Here is a 15,988-nt window from a genome sequence, read left to right as displayed (position 1 = left end):
CCTGTCAACGATATTGGATTGACGGCGCCGCGGTCTCCGGCGCGTGACCGGACTCAGGCCGCGAACGACGCGCCCGGTATTTCCTCGAACAGTCCCGACCAGAGCGGCGCGCCCAGGCTGTCGGACATGGCGATCTTCCCGTCGGCCACCGCCGCGCCGAGGCGCTGCAATGCATCGACGGGCTGGTCGCCACTGCCTTCGAAAACAATCAGATATTGATAGGACTCGCCGTCCCCGCCGGTGCCGGGCACCAGCTTCATCCGCTCGGCGCGAATGAAGCCGGCGGCGCGCACCACTTCGGGAAGATGGGTCTTGCTGTGCCAGGCATTGAACTCGGCATCCTGTCCATCGGCAGCATTGGCCAGGACAACGAATTTGTAGCTTTTCGACATTTCCCGTCTCCCCTCAGGAATGGCTCAGGCGGCGATCATGCCGCCATCCAGGTTCAGCGCGGCGCCCGTCATGTAGCTGGCGCGACTCGACAACAGCCACGCGACGCCCTCGCCGATTTCCTCCGAGCGGGCGATGCGTCCCATCGGCACCATGCCGGCAAAGGCGTCGTCGTTGCCGCCGGTCGAGACATCGAGGGCGGGCGTCTTGGTCATGCCGGGGCAGACCGCGTTGATGCGGATGTTGAGCGTGGCGTATTCCAGCGCCGCCGACTGGGTCAGGCCGACGATGCCGTGCTTGGCCGCCGTGTACCAGTTGAGCGTGGGCATGCCCTTGATGCCGAAGATCGAGGCGTTGTTGACTACGGCGCCGCCGCCGGCGCGCAGCATGGCGGCCAGCTCGTACTTCATGCAGTAGAAGACGCCCTTGAGATTCAGGTCGATACCGTTGGAGAACTCGTCGATGGGCATCTCGTGGACCGGCGCCAGCACGTCATGGAACTTGCCGGCATTGTTGAAGGCAAGGTCGAGGCGGCCGAATTCCGTTTCGGCACGGGCGACCAGCGCCTCGCAATCCTCTGGCTTCGAGCAGTCGGTGCGGTGAAAGATGGCCTTCCCGCCGGCCTTGGCGATCTCCTGGCACGTTTCCTCGCCCTGTTCGGCCGAGCGGTTGCCGATGACGATGGTCGCGCCTTCGCGGGCCATGACGAGCGCCGCAGACTTGCCGATGCCGCTGCCGCCGCCGGTGACGATGGCAATCTTGTTCTCGAGTAGCATGATGAAGCTCCGTAATGGCGCGGCCTGGGGCCGCGCTGGTTCAGCAATTCAGGAAGGGGGGCTCAGGGCAGCGTGTGCATGCCGCCTTCGAGCATGAAGGTGCCGCCGGTCATGTAGTCGGAGCCGGGGCTGGCCAGGAACACGGCGATCGGTCCGGCGTCCTTGTCCGGATCGCCAAGACGGCGCATGGGAATTTTTTCCTTCAGCGCCTCGACGAATTCGGGACGTGCCGTTTTCCAGGCGTCGAATGCGCGGGTCTCGAGCGCCGGGTTGATCACGTTGACCGTGATGCCGTGCTGGCCCCACTCGTTGGCCGCTGTCCGCGTCAGCGCGCGGATGGCCTCTTTGGTGGCGTTGTAGCAGGTGTTGCCCGGGAACCCCATCTGACCCGAGCTGGAGGCGAAGTTGATGATCTTGCCATAATACTGCGCCTTCATGTGCGGGAACACCGCCTTCATGAACCACAGCGAGGCCGTGGCGCCGGTACGGAAGGTGTATTCCCACTCGTCCTCGTCGGTGTCCTCCATCGCCATGAACACCGTCGAGGCGCGCGGCTCGGCCTCGGTGCCGAAGCCCTGGGCGTTGTTGACCAGGATGTGGACGGTGCCGAACGCCTTCACGGTCTGGTCGACGGCCGCGAATACCTGGTCGCGCTGGCCGACGTCGCAGGCGATGCCGATCGCCTCGCCGCCCGCATCCTTGATTTCCCTGGCGACAGCCTCGACCGTCGAGGGTGTGCGCGACACCACGGCGACCTTGGCGCCTTCGGCGGCGTAGGCCATGGCGATGCCGCGGCCGATACCCCGGCCCGCGCCGGTAACGATGGCAACCTTGCCCTGAAGCGATTTCCCGTTCATCGAATTCCCCATTTACACAGTTTGTTATTCAACAGTTGAATAACAATACAAGCGCTGTCAACGGGAATTTGCCGCGCCCGGCGGCGTTTCAGGCGGTGATGGAATCAGCGGGTGTAGGCAAAGGCCGGGACGTTGAAGTCGGGCAATTTGGTGCCGGCGGGCGGCTTCGGCATCTTCTTCATCAACTCGATCTCGACCTTCACGAGCGCGCGCTGCGCCTCGGCGGGCCAGTCGGCCGGCTGCATCACAACGTGGGCGGCAAGGCCGTTCATCACAATCTGCAGGCGCCGGGCATGGAATTCCGAATCCAGCGTCCTCGGCAACTCGCCCCTGCCCTTCGCCCGGTCGAGCAGGTGCTTGATGGTATTGTGCGTGGCTTCCACGACACCGAGCCGAACCGCGGACAGCTCGGGGTCGAAAGTGGCCTTTTCCCAGAATCCGAACCACGCCTGCCAGTCGGACAATTCGTCCTCGTTGGTGGCAAGCAGGGTCTCAAGGCAGGCCGCCAGGTCGTTCTTGTCGAGAAATTCCTTGTCGACACGGATCGCTGCCCTGGATCTGATCGAATCCAGGGTGAAGGTCAGCATGTCCTTCTTGTCCTTGAAATAATGGGAGATCAGGGTCGAGCGAAAGCCGGCTTCGCGCGCCACGTTCCTGATGGTGACGGCATCCATGCCCTGCTTGGCGATCACGCGCTCCACGACGCGGGCGATGTAGTGCCGGCGCTCATCGTGATCGACAATTATGGGCATATGCCGCACTCCTGAAAATTATTGGCCGTGCCATCTTTGTCACCGATTAGCCGCCACAAATGAAAGTAGTTTTACGGGCACCACCGCCGCGCCAGGCAAATCCATGCCAACCGGCGGTGGTCCTGATATGATGAAACGCGACCCATTCAGCAGGAAAGAAACCTGGAGGAGCGGCAGAAACCGCATTGACAATCTAACTTATATTACACGACTGTTGAATAACAAAAGAGGTCTTGGGGAAACGGAGAGACCAGACGATGAACCGAATGACCGACATGAAGCCGGGCGAAGGACGGTGCCCGGGAATCAGCGTGCAGGATCTGCTGCAGCAGGACAGCCGTCCCGCGCCGGATTATCTGACCACCGAGTCCTATGCCTTTATGGGCGACGACCCTATCCCGTTCGAGCGGTATACCTCACCGGACTATTTCCAGCAGGAACTGAAGCTGCTGTGGCCGAAGATATGGCAATGGGCCTGCCGCGAGGAGCACATTCCCGAAGCCGGCGACTACATCGTCTATGATTTTGGCCCCTATTCGGTGATCGTCCAACGTACCGAAACAGGCGCGATCAAGGCCTTCCGCAACGCCTGCACGCATCGGGGCACCAAGCTGAAGCCGTCCTTCAGCGAGGGCAGCGGCAGCCGGATTCGCTGCCCCTATCACGGCTGGACATGGGACCTGGAAGGCACGCTGACCTCGTTCCCCTGCGAATGGGATTTTCCCCATGTGGATCCGGCCGACTACGCGCTGGACGCCGTACGCGTCGACACCTGGGGCGGCTTCGTGTTCATTAATCTGGACCCGGATGCGGTGCCGCTGCACGAATACATGCATCCCCTGCCCGAGCACATCGACAGTGCCGTGTTCGAGGCGCGCTACGTGGCCATGCACGTTCAGAAGGAACTGCACTGCAACTGGAAGGTCGCGTCGGAAGCGTTTCTCGAGGCGTATCACGTCATGGAAACCCACAGCCAGTTGATGCGGGCCAGCGGCGACGCCAACACGCAATACGATTATTACGGCGAGCACGTGAACCGGCTGATCGCCGTGGGCGGATCGCCCAGCGTGTTCCTGGAAGAACCCATCACCGAGCAGGAAATTCTCGACACCTTCCTGATCGGCGACCGGTCGGATGTGGGCGACAGGCTGCTGGTGCCCGAAGGCGGCACAGCGCGAAAGGTGATGGCGCAATATTACCGCGACATGGTGGCAGGCCAGGGCGGCGCCGACCTGTCGGCGGTCTGCGACAGCGAGATCGTCGACTCGATCGCCTATTTCGTGTTTCCCAACCAGCAGTTCTTCTCGGGCGTGTCGTTTCCCATCGTCTACCGCTTCCGGCCGCTGGGCATGCAGCACGACAAGGCGCTGTTCGACCTGGTGATCCTGAAGCCCAAGCCGCTCGATGGCGAGGCCTATGAAACCGCCGTGCCGGTGCGCCTGAAGGCCGAAGAATCCTACACCATCGTGCCCGGCATGGACCCCTATGTGGGACACGTCTTCGACCAGGATACCGGCAACATGGAAGCCGCCCAGGAGGGCGCGATGACGACCGGCAGGCGCGGCGCCACGCTGGGCAATTACCAGGAAATCCGCATCCGGCACATGCATCGGACGCTGGAGAAATATCTGGGCCGCTGAACCGGCCCGAAGACTGTCAGGGGAGACATCATGAATATTCTGATCACGGGCGCGGCCCGCGGACTGGGCTATGAACTGGTCAGGCAGTTTGCCGATGCCGGCCACCGCGTCTACGCCACGACACGGAACCCAGAGACGGCCGACAAGCTGAAGCAGGTCACCGACGCGTCGGGCGGCAAGGCGACGCTCCACCGCATGGATGTGGGCGACGGGGAATCGGTGAAAGCCTGCGCCCGCGAGATCGGCAACGCCCCGATCGACATCCTGATCAACAACGCCGGTGTCTGGGGCGGTCTCGACACCCAGACCTTCCAGAACATGGATTACGAGAACTGGGCCCATGAGTTCAACATCATGGCCATGGGGCCATTCCGCGTGGTCCAGGCATTTCTGCCCAATGTGCTCGCGAGCCAGCGGAAAATCATCGCCACCATGACCAGTCAGACCGCGGCGGCGGCCTATGACCACGTCATCGGCTATTCCTATGCCAGCGCCAAGGCCGGCCTGAACCGGTTGATGACGGGCCTCGCCAACGAGCTGAAGGACGAGGGCGTGACCGTGACCCTGATCCATCCGGGCTGGATTCGGACCGAGATGGCCGGGCCGGTCGCCGACATGGACCCGCCCGACGCGGCGGCCGATGTCATGAAGGTGATCACTGCCCTGACGCCCGCCGACAACGGCAAGTGGCTGAAGTGGACCGGCGACGAGCATCCGTGGTGACCGATACGCTCGCACGCCTTGCCGCCGAATCGGATATTCACCGGATCCTGCACCTTTACTGCCACGCGCTGGACCGGCGACGCTGGGAGTTGATGGAGCATGTGTTCCATGACGACGCCCGCTATGGCTTCGGCGATATCGGCGGCGACTGGCGCGGCTTCGTCAAGGCCGCCCGCTCGATCGTCGATCCATTGGGGCCGACCCATCACATGGTGGCCAATATCCTGATCGAGCTGAAAGGCGACACCGCCCAGGTGGAGACCTACGTCAACGGCTACCACGTGGTGCCGGCCGACTATCCGCCCGGCCTCAACACCAACGGCCTGTATTACAACCGGCCCGGCGAGCAATACGTGTCGATTGTCGGCGGACGCTATATCGATCGTTTCGAAAATCGGGGTCCGGGCTGGCGTATCGCGCGCCGCACGGGCGTCTATGACTGGATCCAGGACCTGGACTATACGGATGGCGGCCTGTCGCGCAGCCCGCCGGAAGCGCTGGGCAAATGGGATGAGACGGATCCGTCCTGGGGCGTGGTCAGCCGGCTGCTGGAACGCTGATGGACATCGTCGATTCGCAGATTCACTTCGGCCCCGGCGGTATAGACCGGACGCTCGCCGCCATGGACGCGCTGGGCATCGGCGCCGTGCTGGCCGACGAATTCTGGGGACTGGACAATTGGGGCCCCGGATACACCCTGCCGAACGGCGCCTACCGGGTCACCAGCCCCACCGCCGAACTGGCGGCCTGGCTGCATCCTGATCGCTTTTCCTACGTGCTGCGCATCGACCGGCTCGACCCTGAAGCCGACAGCCTCATCCGCATGTCCAAAGACGCGCCCCATTGCCGCGCCATCCGCATCCTGCCCGCGCTGACGGCAACGGAACTGGCGGCGTTCGAAAGCGGCGCCTATGACCGCCTGTTCGCCCTTGCCGAACAGATCGGTCAGCCCGTCTTCGTGTTCATCGCCGGGCACGTGGACCTGATGCCGCGCTACCTGCAGAAATTCCCGCGGCTCCAGTTCGTCGTCGATCATTGCGGCATGCCCATCGAGGCCAATGTCAGTTTCCTGGACGCGCCCACGCCGGGCCAGGAGCACGCCGGCCCCGACGTGACCTATTTCGACGAGGTTCTGAAGCTGGCCGTCCATCCCAATGTGGCGCTGAAATGGAGCCACGCACAGGGCATGTTCGGCATGCGCGACTACCCGTCCATCGGGCTGCGGCCCTATCTGCGCCGCGCGCTCGATGCCTTTGGCGCGAACCGGGTGATGTGGGCGAGCGACCACGGCGGCAACCAGACCGGCGAGACCTGGGGCGAACTGGTGCACTACATCCGCGACAACCCCGAACTGAGCGACGCCGAAAAGGCCCAATTGATGGGCGGCACGGTCCGTGCGCTGCTGAACTGGAAGAAGGGCTGAACCCCTGTTATTCGGGTACGACCTCGCCCGACCCGCCGGCCTCGGCGGGAAAGTCCTTCAGTTTGGGAAGTCCGTCCCGCACCGGCAGCACCGCCTCGGCGTAGTTCAGATGCACGGCGGGCCGGAAGGCGACGCCCTGCATGACCCCCGCGCGCACATCGGTCAGACCCATGCCGGGATGACGGCTCATGACATGGCCGCCGCATTTGGTGCAGAACTGACGGTCACTGACACCGGTCTTGTTGTAGCCGCCCAGATAGGCCTCGCCCCGGACGACCCTGACCTCGCCGGCGCGCCACAGCATGTAGGCGCCGAAAGGTGCTCCCGTATAGGCCCGGCAGGACGCGCAGTGGCAGTAGCCCATTTCCATGGGGTCGCCCTCCGCCTCGATCTCCACGGCGCCGCAGAAGCAGGTTCCCCGATAGATATCGGTCATCTCGCCCTCCACCATTGCCGGCGACTCGCCTGACGATATGCGCAGTGCCAATTTCCTGCCAGCATGGAAAAAGCCCCGGTCATCATGCCACCGGGGCGGACGCCGGGCAATCCGGGCGGACGGGCTCAAGTCCGCTTGACGAGAAACTCCAGCCGGCTGCGGCCATCAGCAACCCGGTAGTCGATGCGCTCGCACAGCGAATTGATGATCATCGCCTCAAGGCCGTCCTCGCCTTCGTCGGGGTGCATCTGGTTGCCGGCGTCACCGTCGCACTCGCAGTCCAGTTCCAGCTGGCCGTTCTTTTCCGAGTAGGAGACGGTCAGGTCGAGTCTGCCGCGCACCAGCCACGGCTTGTGAATCTGCAGCACTTCCTCGACCAGCAGCATCAGATTCCGCCGCGCCTCGCGGGGCACGATATGTTTCTCGCAGAAGGTCTCGATCTCGGCATTGAGGGCGTAGAGATCGAAATCGGGCGAGGCGATGTGGCTGACATAACTGCGGATGCGGTTGATGAATGCCGAGGTTTTCTCCCGCTGCGGATTGTCGAAGATCTGCGACGGCGGACCCTCTTCATAGATCAGGCCCTCGTCCATGTAGAATACCCGGTTCGACACGTCGCGGGCGAAGTCCATCTCGTGGGTGACGATCACCATGGTCATGCCTTCCTTGGCCAGGCGTCGGATTACCGACAGCACTTCGGAAACCATGGTGGGATCGAGCGCTGAGGTGGGCTCGTCGAACAGGATCACTTCCGGCTCCATGGCGAGGCAGCGGGCGATGGCGACGCGCTGCTTCTGGCCGCCGGACAGTTCATCGGGGAAGGCATGCGCCTTTTCGCCAAGGCCGACGAGACGCAACAGATCGAGCGCGCGGCGTTCCGCCGAAGCGCGGTTCTCGTCCTTCAGCTTGATCGGCGCAAGGGTCAGGTTGTCGAGCACCGACAGATGGGCGAACAGGTTGAACGACTGGAACACCATGTTCATCTTCTGACGCACGCCGGCCACGTCGGCTCCCGGCGCCAGGATGTCCTTGTCGTCGATCCAGATCGACCCGCCGCTGGGCTGGTCCAGCAGGTTTAGGCAGCGCAGAAAGGTGCTCTTGCCGGTGCCGGAGGGGCCGATGATCGACACCACCTCGCCCTTGGCGATCTCCACGTTGATGTCGGCAAGGACGACAAGGTCGCCGAAGCGCTTGGAGAGATGCTCGACCCGGATCATGCCGCACCTGCCTTCCGGCGCCCATATTGGGGATCGGTCTTTCGCTCAAGGTAGCCCAGCGACTGCATCAGCAGCCACGAGATCAGGAAGTATAGGATGGCCACCATCACCAGCGGGAAGAATGCGTCGAAGGTCCGGCTGCGAATGATGTCGCTGGCCTTGGTCAGGTCCTGCACGGCGATGTAGCCGACGATCGAGGTCATCTTCACCAGCGAGATGAACTCGCCCTTGTACACCGGCAGGATGCGCCGGACAGTTTGCGGCAGCACGATGTAGATGAAGGCCTGCAGCCTGGTGAACCCCATGGCGATGCCCGCCTCGGACTGACCCTTGTCGATGCCCACGATGCCGCTGCGGTAGATCTCGGCCGTATAGGCGGCAAAGTTCATGCCGAAGGCGATCACCGCCACCAGGATCGGGCTGATGTTCACCGAGGCGAACGCCACATAATAGATCAGCATCAGCAGCACCAGCACCGGCATGCCGCGCAGGATCGAGATATAGATCTTGGCCGGTATCTGCAGCAGCGTGTTGTGCGACATGCGCATGAAGCAGATCAGCGCGCCCAGCGCAGTGCCGAACAGGGTTGCGGCGATCGAGATCAGCACCGTGACCTTCAATCCCTCCCACAGCAGCAGGTAGCGCTTTTCATGGATGATATTGCTCTGGAAGCTGTCGGCGATGCCCTCCAGGAAAGACCGCTCGGGAACCGCCGTCGGCGCATCGGTGCCGGCCACGTCGATCTTGCGGACGGCCACCCAGCTTTCCATGGCGAAATAGGGATTGGAGAAGTCGATCTGCCGCTTGCGTTCCTCGGTGATGTAGATGGAGGCCGCGATCAGGTCGACCTTGCCGGCCGCCACGGCGGCGATCAGGGATCCGAATTCCATGTCGGCGATCTCGATGTCGCGGCCAAGGAAGGCGGCGAAGCGCCGGGTAAGCTCGATGTCGAAGCCGATCATCACGCCGTCCTGCACGCCCGAGAACGGCATGCTGCCGCCGGTCGCGCCCACGACGATCTTGCCCATCGGCGCATCCGCCCGGATCTGGGGCATGCCGAACTCGCGGTGGTCGATCCACCGCGTCGTCATGTCGTCATAGAGCCCGTTGCTGCGGATTTCGGCCAGAAACCGATTGAACTCGCCGAGTAGCGGGCTGCCCTTCCTGAACCCGATACCCATGGGCAAGGTGAACAGCGGCGGACCGAAATTCGTCAGGTCTGGCCTCTCCCGCAGGATCTCGCGCAGCGGTTCGGCATCGTAGAGAATGGCATCCACCTTGCCGGTCGCCAGCGCCAGCGCCAGGTCGGAGGACGACTGGTAGTTGAGGATTTCGGCCTTGGGCCATTTCTCCACCGCGTAGCCGTCATAGACCGTGCCCATCATCACGCCGATACGCTTGTCGGCCAAATCGTCCTGCGAGCGCAGTTCCAGGCCCCCGCCCGGTATCGGCCCCGCGCCGTCCCTGTCCGGCTTGCGGGTCATCAACACCTGGGCATTGGCGAAATAGGACTGGGTGAAGTCGACCGCCTTGCGGCGCTCGTCGGTGGCGGTCATGCCGGTCACGATCATGTCGATCTTGCCCGAGGCCAGTGCCGGGATCAGCGCCATGAACTTCATGTCGTGGAATTCGACGGGCCGACCGAGACGCTGACCGAACAGCCGTGCCAGCTCGCCATCGTAGCCGGTGAACCGGCCACCCTTGTCGACGAAACTGACCGGCTCCCGTGTGGCGGCGACGCCGATGCGCAGCGGCTCGCCGGTCTCGGGCAACTGGATGTCCGGTTCGTTGTACGGGCTGAGATCGTCCTTGAACCAGCGTTCCTTCATCTCCTCCAGGCGGCCCTCATTGCGCAGGTCGGAGATGATCCTGTTCACGTCGGCAAGCAGCTTGTCGTTGCCCTTGCGGAGCGCGGCAGCGGTGTTCTCGTTGGTCAGGCGCTCTTCCAGGTGGCGGAATTCGGGATTGGTCTTTGCCACCTGGATGGCCGTCGAGATGGCGGTGACGATGCCGTCGATCTGGCCGGACTTGACCGCGGCCACCGCGTCCATGATGTCGTCGAAGCTCTTGATGTCGGCGTCGGGAAAGGCGTGCTTGGCGTAGGCCTCGCCGGTCGATCCGGTCATCACGCCGATGCGGGCGTGCTGCGCGTCCTCGACCGTCTCCAGGACCGGCCGCTCTTCGCTGCAACCGGCGAGTGCCGCTGCAACCAGAAGCACGGCTCCGAAAACGAGTTTGCCAATCCCCACGTGTCACGCCCCCCAGCGCTCCAGCCCCACTCCCCAATGGTTGTACCGGCAACCAAACGATCGGTTCAATTGAAGATTTGACGGCGGCGCGCGGTCATTCGTCTCGTTTGATGCCGTCCAGCATCCGCGCGAGCTTCTGGGCTTCGGCCTTCCCCGCCTGCTTCTGCACCTTGGTCCGGCCGTGCAGAACGCGGTTGGCGGCGGCTTTCGCCTCGGCTTCGGTACGGGTCCGGGCCTTGCGAGCCTGCCTGAGATTGACAACGTTGGTCATGTCGCAATCTGGCGCCGGCGACCGGGCCGTGTCAACGCCGCGCGCCGACCACCGTCGGGGAACTGCCCGCGCATTCCCGATCTCGCCGAAATGCACTCAGGTGATGATGACGCCGCTGGAGGCGAAAAAGAAATCGACGCCCACATGACCGAAGCCATGCGGCCCGCTCATGCCGGATGGCCTGAAAAATGCGGCGTGTTCATCAGCGAGCCGGGCGCTGGCGGTATCGGACAGATTGCTGCAAAGTTGCTCGCACATCGATTGGGGAGGACAGCACGATGAACCGGAGACTCGGCAGCTACGCAAGAATGATCGCCATGACGTGCGCCCTCACGGGACTTGCGGCGATGCCGGCGGCGCGGGCCGAACAGGCATCCGGCGCCGCAGCGCCCAGCGCGCAGGCGTTGCAGGAGTTGCTCGACAAGCAGGCCATCGCCGAAGTGATGATGACCTATTGCCGGGCCCTCGATCATCTGGACGAGCCGTTGCTTCGTTCGGTGTTCCATCCGGATTCGCAGCACAATCACGGCTTCAAGGGCCCGAGTTCGGACCCCGCCGCCAAATCCGAGCCCGGCAAGCCCGGCGACTTCGTCGCCTATGCCCTGCAGGCGCTGACGCGGATGACCCGCACCCATCACCAGCTCGGCAATATCTTCGTCGAGGTGCATGGCGACGTGGCCTACACCGAGGCCTATTTCACCGCCTACCACCGCATGCGGGCCAAAGGCGACCCGAAGGCCGGATCGGACGCCTATGAGACCCAGATGGATCTGTTCGTGAGCGGCCGTTACATGGACCGGATGGAAAAACGCAACGGCGTCTGGAAGATCGCCCGCCGCACAGCGACCACCGACTGGGAGCGTCTGGAGCCGCCCTCGCCGCTGAGTTATGCCCGGGTGCCGCCCGAGCTGCGCTCGTACCAGAGCAGGGAAGATTTTGTCTACCGCCGGAAGGACGTTTACGGCGATTAGGTCGGCCGCCAGCCCCGGCGCCGCGTCCAGTCTCAGGCAGCGGTCGGCGGCGGCATATCCTTGCCCTTCGAGCGGCGCGGCAGGACGTGCATCGCGCCGACGATGACGCAGCCGATGACGAAACCGACCATGGCAGAGCCGAGCGCAAAGGCGGTCCATCCGGTAACGGCGCCAACTCCGGGGACCCCGCCCGCCCAATCAGAGAATTGGTGCACCAGATGGGGAATGGCCTCCAGGTGGAAATGCTCGAGGCCGTGAACGATGATGCCGCCGCCGACCCACAACATGGCGGCGGTACCCACGATCGTCAGGCCGGTCAGCAGCGGCGGCATGGCCTTCAGCAGCATCCGGCCTGTCCAGCGCATCAACGGATGACCGCGCTGCGACAGGTGCAGCCCGATATCGTCCATCTTCACGATGAAGCCGACGGCGCCATAGACCACCACGGTAAGCGCGACGCCGACGACCGCCAGCGCGGCCGCCTGGACCGCCAGTGACTTGTCCGCCACGCTGGAGAGGGCGATGGCCATGATTTCAGCCGACAGAATGAAGTCCGTCCGGATCGCGCCCGCGACCTTCTCGGCCTCCAGCTCGGCGGAACTGAGCGCCAGATCCTCGAGTTCCTCAACGTCGCCGTGGTGGCCGAAAGCCTCGATGATCTTCTCGGCCGCCTCGAAGCACAGATAGGCGCCGCCGATCATCAGCAGCGGCGTTACCGCCCAGGGCGCGAACGCGCTGAGCGCCACCGCGCCCGGCAGCAGGAACAGCAGCTTGTTGCGCAACGACCCGCGCGCGATCTTCCAGATGATCGGCAACTCGCGGTCGGGGGTGAATCCCGTCGCGTAGGCCGGGGTTACGGCGGTGTCGTCGACCACCACGCCAACGGCCTTGCTGCCCGCCTTGCTGGCGGCGGCGCCGATGTCGTCGATGGAGGCTGCAGCAAGCTTGGCGATGCCAGCGATGTCGTCCAGCAGAGCGGCGAGACCAGAAGCCATTGAATACCCTTACAAAAGCCCGAAATATGCGCGCCGGGTGGGGTGCAGGTGGAAATCACGGCAAGAAAGCCCAGTGACCCTATGCGGCCGCTGGAATTCCCTCAAGCTGCTATCGGTCGACCTGGACATGCAGCCTGTGCACGCTGCACGGCCCGCGCGCTACTTCAACGCCAGCGGGTTGACCGGCGAGCCGACGGCATTGGTGAAGGGAATCGGCGGCGCCGACAACAGAAAGCTGTAGCGGCCGTCCTGCGCGCAATCGGCGGCAAGCGCGTCCAGGTTGAACAGCTCGCCCAGCGGGCAGCCCATGTCGCGCAAGCAGAGCATGTGGAAGGCGAGCGGCATGTCCGACTGCCAGGCCTGCGGCGTCATGACCTCCACGGCCAGATTGTCGGCGCAGACCGCCGCCAGCGAATGGTCATGCACCCATTCGGCGCAGGCGGGGCTGAGGCCCGGCTGGGTGCCGTTGAACGCCGACCGGTCGCGCTCAAGCGTGAAGCGCTGGATGTGCCCGGTGCGAACAAGGACGATGTCGCCGGTCATCATCGTCACGCCCTGCGCCGCGCAGGCGGCATTGAGGTCGTCCACGGTAATGGCGTAATCGTCCGGCAGCCGGTCGGCGCGTTTCAGGCGAAGGATGTCGAGCAGGACGCCGCGCGACATGATGCCCGGTGCAGCCAGGTGCTCGATGCCCAGCCGCGACGCACCCTTGGTGCTCAACGTGTCGCACGCCTTGCAGTTGTTGTAGAGCACACCGTCATAGTGGACATGGGAGAGCGCGTCCCACTGGGTCGCTGCCTGCAGCGGCATGTGAATGACATCGTCCGAATAGACGGCGCTGGGATGGGCCGGATTGAGCGGGGTGAACAGATCGGTGGGATAAAGCCTGGGATTGAACCGGCCGGCGCCCAGTTGCGGCCCGTCCCTGTCGAAATTCAGGCCCAGACTGAACAGCTTGCCGGACTGCACCGTCGCCGCGGCGTTCTTCAGCGTCTCCGGTCCGATGTGATTGAGCGTGCCGCGCTGGTCGTCGTCGCCCCAACGGCCCCAGTTGCGCAGCCGCTCCGCCAACCTGTCGAAATCCGCGCGGCTCATCCCGAATTCCGCTGGACGGCTAGCCGAACTTGTAGGCGCAGAGCTTGTTGCCGTCGAGGTCGCGGAAATAGGCGAAATAGGCGCCGGGCGCACGTTCGCCGGGATCGCCGTCCGTGGTCGCGCCGAGTTCGAGCGCCTTGGCGTGGAACGCCGCCACCTCTTCCGGCGTATCGAGGCTGAAGCCCACCATGGAGCCGTTGCCGACCGTGGCCGGCTGCTTGTCGAACGGTCCCAGCACGCCGAACATGCCGGCATCGCCCGAATAGAGCCTCCCGCCAGACGGATGCTCGAATCGCGGCTTCATGCCGATGGTTGCAAGCAATGCGTCGTAGAACGCCTTGGCGTCTTCCAGACGGTTCGACCCGACTGTGCAGTAGCTGATCATGGCCATGAGAAGCATCCTCCCTGAATTGCCCTGCGGAGCATCGGCATGGCGGCGGCGGATGTCAACGCGTGCTGAACAGCGCCTGTTGCCTGAGCGGCTTACTGCGCATAAATTCGGCACCGTTGCACAATTGCTTTCGCTGCCGCGGGCCTTCGACGACCAGGCCGCCGGAGGATGGCGTCTCGAGCGCCGCAAAGGTATTCAGCACCGATGATGCGGCGGCTGTCGGCGAATGGGCTGACACGCTACAGTGACATCGGAAAAACGGGGAAATGACATGAGCGACAACAAATACTACCGGCGGGTGCCGGAATGGCCGAAATATCCCGAGGACATGGTCTTCGAGATGGGCTCGGGCGTCACCGTCGACGACGACGGGATCATCTACCTGTTCACCCGTGATCTTGAGCACTGGGCCGCCCACCCGCTGGCGATGAGCGCCAAGATGGGCAAGAGCAGCGTCTCGATGTTCGACCGGGACGGCAACTATCTGGGCAAGTGGGGCCCATCCGACGAGCCGGGTTTCGCGCTGGGCGCGCACACCATCTATTTCATCGACGGCCACATCTGGACCGTCGACCGCGACGGCCACATGGTCAAGAAGTACACCAAGGACGGCCAGCTGGTGCTGAGCCTGGGCACCCTGGGAAAGCCGGGCAAGGGACCGTACGAGTTCAACGGTCCCACCGGCGTCGAGGTGCAGAAGAACGGCAACATCGTCGTCACCGACGGTTACTGGAACGCCCGCATGATCTGGTTCACGCCCGAAGGCGAGTACATCAAGGAGATCGGCGGCTGGGGCAATGCGCCGGGACAATTCAACTCGCCCCATGCCGTGGCGCAGACGCCCGACGGCCGGCTGCTGGTCGTCGACTTCCGCGGCGGCGACATGCATGCCTACATGACCGTCCCCGGCCAGATCGCCGAGGAACGCCGCGAAAAGGACCCCGATCGCAAGAGCCGCATCCAGGTGTTCGACCCGGACGGCAACTTCCTCGAGGAATGGACCCACATCACCCCGCTCAGCATCCTGGTGAAGGGCAACCGCATTTATGCCAGCGACGAGTATCACGACCTGGTGGTGATGGACGCCACCACCTTCGAAATCCTCGAGCGGCACGAGAACCTGGCGATCTACATTCACCAGCTGGCGGTGGACGACCACGGCGACTTCTACACCGCCACGGTCTATCCCGAGCACAAGGGCGCCGCACGCGGCCGGGAAGGCCCGTCACACAACCGCTGGACCCGCGACCCGGTGGACGAGGCGTCAACTGCCCGCAAGCCAGTGTCCGAGCACGCCTAGACGACCGCATTTCATGGCGTCGGCGGATTTCCGCGCAAAACTCTTGCGCGCGGGTCCGCCGCTCGCTTAATCCACTCAGTCGCAAGAAAACACGGGGAGTTCACATGCCGCAGGTCATCATCCACGCCACCATCGATTTCGCAGACGAGGCCACGCGCGACGAGGCCGTCCGGCTGTGCGCGCCCGTGCAGTTGAAGACGCGCACCGAGGAACCGGGCTGCCTGGAATATTGCTTCGCCGCCGATCCCTGCGTGCCCAACCGCATCACCATCCACGAATTGTGGGAGGACCACGCGTCGCTGCACGCCCATTTCGCGCATCATTATTACGACCAGATGCGCCAGATCTTCGGCCCGCTGAAGCCGACCGGTTCCTGGAACCGGATGTACGAGGTTGGCAGAAACACTTCGGTCTACGAACCAGGCGGCAAGATCCGCCAGAAATTCTTCGAGGACGCATAGGGCGCAGCGCCCCGGTGGACGCCGGCGCCCGGATCGGGCGC

At 63.8% G+C, this 15,988-nt stretch carries 18 protein-coding genes; 7 read left to right on the top strand and 11 right to left on the bottom strand.

The window, feature by feature from the left end; all coding sequences use genetic code 11:
• Positions 1 to 53: 53 nt before the first annotated feature.
• From WJU21_RS11605 to WJU21_RS11590, 4 genes are all read right to left on the bottom strand, one after another.
• A complete protein-coding gene (locus tag WJU21_RS11605; RefSeq protein ID WP_346323598.1) occupies positions 54 to 392 on the bottom strand; it encodes a hypothetical protein in 339 nt (112 codons plus the stop codon).
• A gap of 24 nt (positions 393 to 416) precedes the next feature.
• A complete protein-coding gene (locus tag WJU21_RS11600) occupies positions 417 to 1,166 on the bottom strand; it encodes a glucose 1-dehydrogenase (protein WP_346323597.1) in 750 nt (249 codons plus the stop codon).
• Between the two features lie 62 nt (positions 1,167 to 1,228).
• Positions 1,229 to 2,023: an SDR family oxidoreductase gene (locus tag WJU21_RS11595; protein ID WP_346323596.1), complete on the bottom strand. Its 795-nt coding sequence runs from the start codon at positions 2,021 to 2,023 to the stop codon at positions 1,229 to 1,231.
• Between the two features lie 104 nt (positions 2,024 to 2,127).
• Positions 2,128 to 2,775 (bottom strand): TetR/AcrR family transcriptional regulator, encoded by a 648-nt coding sequence (locus tag WJU21_RS11590; protein WP_346323595.1) that lies wholly within the window; start codon positions 2,773 to 2,775, stop codon positions 2,128 to 2,130.
• 257 nt (positions 2,776 to 3,032) lie between these two features.
• Here WJU21_RS11590 and WJU21_RS11585 point away from each other — a divergent pair, with 257 nt between their 5' ends.
• The 4 genes from WJU21_RS11585 to WJU21_RS11570 are packed head-to-tail and all read left to right on the top strand — an operon-like array spanning position 3,033 to position 6,561.
• Complete coding sequence (locus tag WJU21_RS11585; protein WP_346323594.1) at positions 3,033 to 4,415, top strand: aromatic ring-hydroxylating dioxygenase subunit alpha; 1,383 nt, start codon at positions 3,033 to 3,035, stop codon at positions 4,413 to 4,415.
• A 30-nt stretch (positions 4,416 to 4,445) separates the two neighbouring features.
• Complete coding sequence (locus WJU21_RS11580; RefSeq protein WP_346323593.1) at positions 4,446 to 5,138, top strand: SDR family oxidoreductase; 693 nt, start codon at positions 4,446 to 4,448, stop codon at positions 5,136 to 5,138.
• Positions 5,135 to 5,698 carry a nuclear transport factor 2 family protein gene (locus tag WJU21_RS11575; RefSeq protein ID WP_346323592.1) on the top strand — a complete coding sequence of 188 codons (564 nt, stop codon included), beginning with the start codon at positions 5,135 to 5,137 and terminating at the stop codon, positions 5,696 to 5,698. Before WJU21_RS11580 ends, WJU21_RS11575 begins: the two co-directional genes overlap by 4 nt.
• Entirely contained in the window at positions 5,698 to 6,561 is an 864-nt protein-coding gene (locus WJU21_RS11570; protein WP_346323591.1) for an amidohydrolase family protein, read from the top strand. Before WJU21_RS11575 ends, WJU21_RS11570 begins: the two co-directional genes overlap by 1 nt.
• 7 nt (positions 6,562 to 6,568) lie before the next feature.
• Here the strand turns inward: WJU21_RS11570 and WJU21_RS11565 are convergent, their stop codons facing one another.
• From WJU21_RS11565 to WJU21_RS11550, 4 genes are all read right to left on the bottom strand, one after another.
• Complete coding sequence (locus WJU21_RS11565; protein ID WP_346323590.1) at positions 6,569 to 6,997, bottom strand: GFA family protein; 429 nt, start codon at positions 6,995 to 6,997, stop codon at positions 6,569 to 6,571.
• 125 nt (positions 6,998 to 7,122) lie between these two features.
• Positions 7,123 to 8,214 (bottom strand): amino acid ABC transporter ATP-binding protein, encoded by a 1,092-nt coding sequence (locus tag WJU21_RS11560; RefSeq protein WP_346323589.1) that lies wholly within the window; start codon positions 8,212 to 8,214, stop codon positions 7,123 to 7,125.
• Positions 8,211 to 10,463, bottom strand: coding sequence for an ABC transporter substrate-binding protein/permease (locus WJU21_RS11555; RefSeq protein ID WP_346323588.1), 2,253 nt, complete (start codon positions 10,461 to 10,463; stop codon positions 8,211 to 8,213). The genes WJU21_RS11560 and WJU21_RS11555 overlap by 4 nt, the downstream gene beginning before the upstream one ends.
• Positions 10,464 to 10,557: 94 nt before the next feature.
• Positions 10,558 to 10,734, bottom strand: coding sequence for a DUF4169 family protein (locus tag WJU21_RS11550; protein WP_346323587.1), 177 nt, complete (start codon positions 10,732 to 10,734; stop codon positions 10,558 to 10,560).
• Between the two features lie 278 nt (positions 10,735 to 11,012).
• Here WJU21_RS11550 and WJU21_RS11545 point away from each other — a divergent pair, with 278 nt between their 5' ends.
• On the top strand, positions 11,013 to 11,705 hold the full coding sequence (locus WJU21_RS11545; protein WP_346323586.1) for a nuclear transport factor 2 family protein: 693 nt from the start codon (positions 11,013 to 11,015) through the stop codon (positions 11,703 to 11,705).
• A gap of 32 nt (positions 11,706 to 11,737) precedes the next feature.
• On the opposite strand, the gene WJU21_RS11540 is transcribed toward WJU21_RS11545, so the two are convergent.
• From WJU21_RS11540 to WJU21_RS11530, 3 genes are all read right to left on the bottom strand, one after another.
• On the bottom strand, positions 11,738 to 12,700 hold the full coding sequence (locus WJU21_RS11540; protein WP_346323585.1) for a DUF808 domain-containing protein: 963 nt from the start codon (positions 12,698 to 12,700) through the stop codon (positions 11,738 to 11,740).
• A gap of 159 nt (positions 12,701 to 12,859) precedes the next feature.
• Positions 12,860 to 13,795, bottom strand: a complete 936-nt coding sequence (locus WJU21_RS11535; protein WP_346323584.1) for a cyclase family protein — start codon at positions 13,793 to 13,795, stop codon at positions 12,860 to 12,862.
• 19 nt (positions 13,796 to 13,814) lie between these two features.
• On the bottom strand, positions 13,815 to 14,186 hold the full coding sequence (locus tag WJU21_RS11530) for a VOC family protein (protein ID WP_346323583.1): 372 nt from the start codon (positions 14,184 to 14,186) through the stop codon (positions 13,815 to 13,817).
• Between the two features lie 271 nt (positions 14,187 to 14,457).
• On the opposite strand from WJU21_RS11530, the gene WJU21_RS11525 reads away from it, so the two are divergent.
• Together WJU21_RS11525 and WJU21_RS11520 are read left to right on the top strand one after the other, a co-directional pair.
• Positions 14,458 to 15,486 carry a hypothetical protein gene (locus WJU21_RS11525; RefSeq protein WP_346323582.1) on the top strand — a complete coding sequence of 343 codons (1,029 nt, stop codon included), beginning with the start codon at positions 14,458 to 14,460 and terminating at the stop codon, positions 15,484 to 15,486.
• 104 nt (positions 15,487 to 15,590) lie between these two features.
• A complete protein-coding gene (locus WJU21_RS11520) occupies positions 15,591 to 15,947 on the top strand; it encodes an antibiotic biosynthesis monooxygenase (protein ID WP_346323581.1) in 357 nt (118 codons plus the stop codon).
• Positions 15,948 to 15,988: the final 41 nt, after the last annotated feature.

Origin of the sequence: Emcibacter sp. SYSU 3D8 (genome assembly GCF_039655875.1) — a bacterium.
GTDB lineage: Bacteria > Pseudomonadota > Alphaproteobacteria > SMXS01 > SMXS01 > RI-34.
Note: the sequence above shows the minus strand (reverse complement) of the source record. Positions and strands in the feature narration are given on the sequence as shown.

Coding starts and splice junctions, on each gene's coding strand:
- WJU21_RS11605 (WP_346323598.1), bottom strand. CDS start 392: ATGTCGAAAAGCTACAAATTCGTTGTCCTGGCCAATGCTGCCGATGGA.
- WJU21_RS11600 (WP_346323597.1), bottom strand. CDS start 1,166: ATGCTACTCGAGAACAAGATTGCCATCGTCACCGGCGGCGGCAGCGGC.
- WJU21_RS11595 (WP_346323596.1), bottom strand. CDS start 2,023: ATGAACGGGAAATCGCTTCAGGGCAAGGTTGCCATCGTTACCGGCGCG.
- WJU21_RS11590 (WP_346323595.1), bottom strand. CDS start 2,775: ATGCCCATAATTGTCGATCACGATGAGCGCCGGCACTACATCGCCCGC.
- WJU21_RS11585 (WP_346323594.1), top strand. CDS start 3,033: ATGAACCGAATGACCGACATGAAGCCGGGCGAAGGACGGTGCCCGGGA.
- WJU21_RS11580 (WP_346323593.1), top strand. CDS start 4,446: ATGAATATTCTGATCACGGGCGCGGCCCGCGGACTGGGCTATGAACTG.
- WJU21_RS11570 (WP_346323591.1), top strand. CDS start 5,698: ATGGACATCGTCGATTCGCAGATTCACTTCGGCCCCGGCGGTATAGAC.
- WJU21_RS11565 (WP_346323590.1), bottom strand. CDS start 6,997: ATGACCGATATCTATCGGGGAACCTGCTTCTGCGGCGCCGTGGAGATC.
- WJU21_RS11560 (WP_346323589.1), bottom strand. CDS start 8,214: ATGATCCGGGTCGAGCATCTCTCCAAGCGCTTCGGCGACCTTGTCGTC.
- WJU21_RS11550 (WP_346323587.1), bottom strand. CDS start 10,734: ATGACCAACGTTGTCAATCTCAGGCAGGCTCGCAAGGCCCGGACCCGT.
- WJU21_RS11545 (WP_346323586.1), top strand. CDS start 11,013: ATGAACCGGAGACTCGGCAGCTACGCAAGAATGATCGCCATGACGTGC.
- WJU21_RS11540 (WP_346323585.1), bottom strand. CDS start 12,700: ATGGCTTCTGGTCTCGCCGCTCTGCTGGACGACATCGCTGGCATCGCC.
- WJU21_RS11535 (WP_346323584.1), bottom strand. CDS start 13,795: ATGAGCCGCGCGGATTTCGACAGGTTGGCGGAGCGGCTGCGCAACTGG.
- WJU21_RS11530 (WP_346323583.1), bottom strand. CDS start 14,186: ATGGCCATGATCAGCTACTGCACAGTCGGGTCGAACCGTCTGGAAGAC.
- WJU21_RS11525 (WP_346323582.1), top strand. CDS start 14,458: ATGAGCGACAACAAATACTACCGGCGGGTGCCGGAATGGCCGAAATAT.
- WJU21_RS11520 (WP_346323581.1), top strand. CDS start 15,591: ATGCCGCAGGTCATCATCCACGCCACCATCGATTTCGCAGACGAGGCC.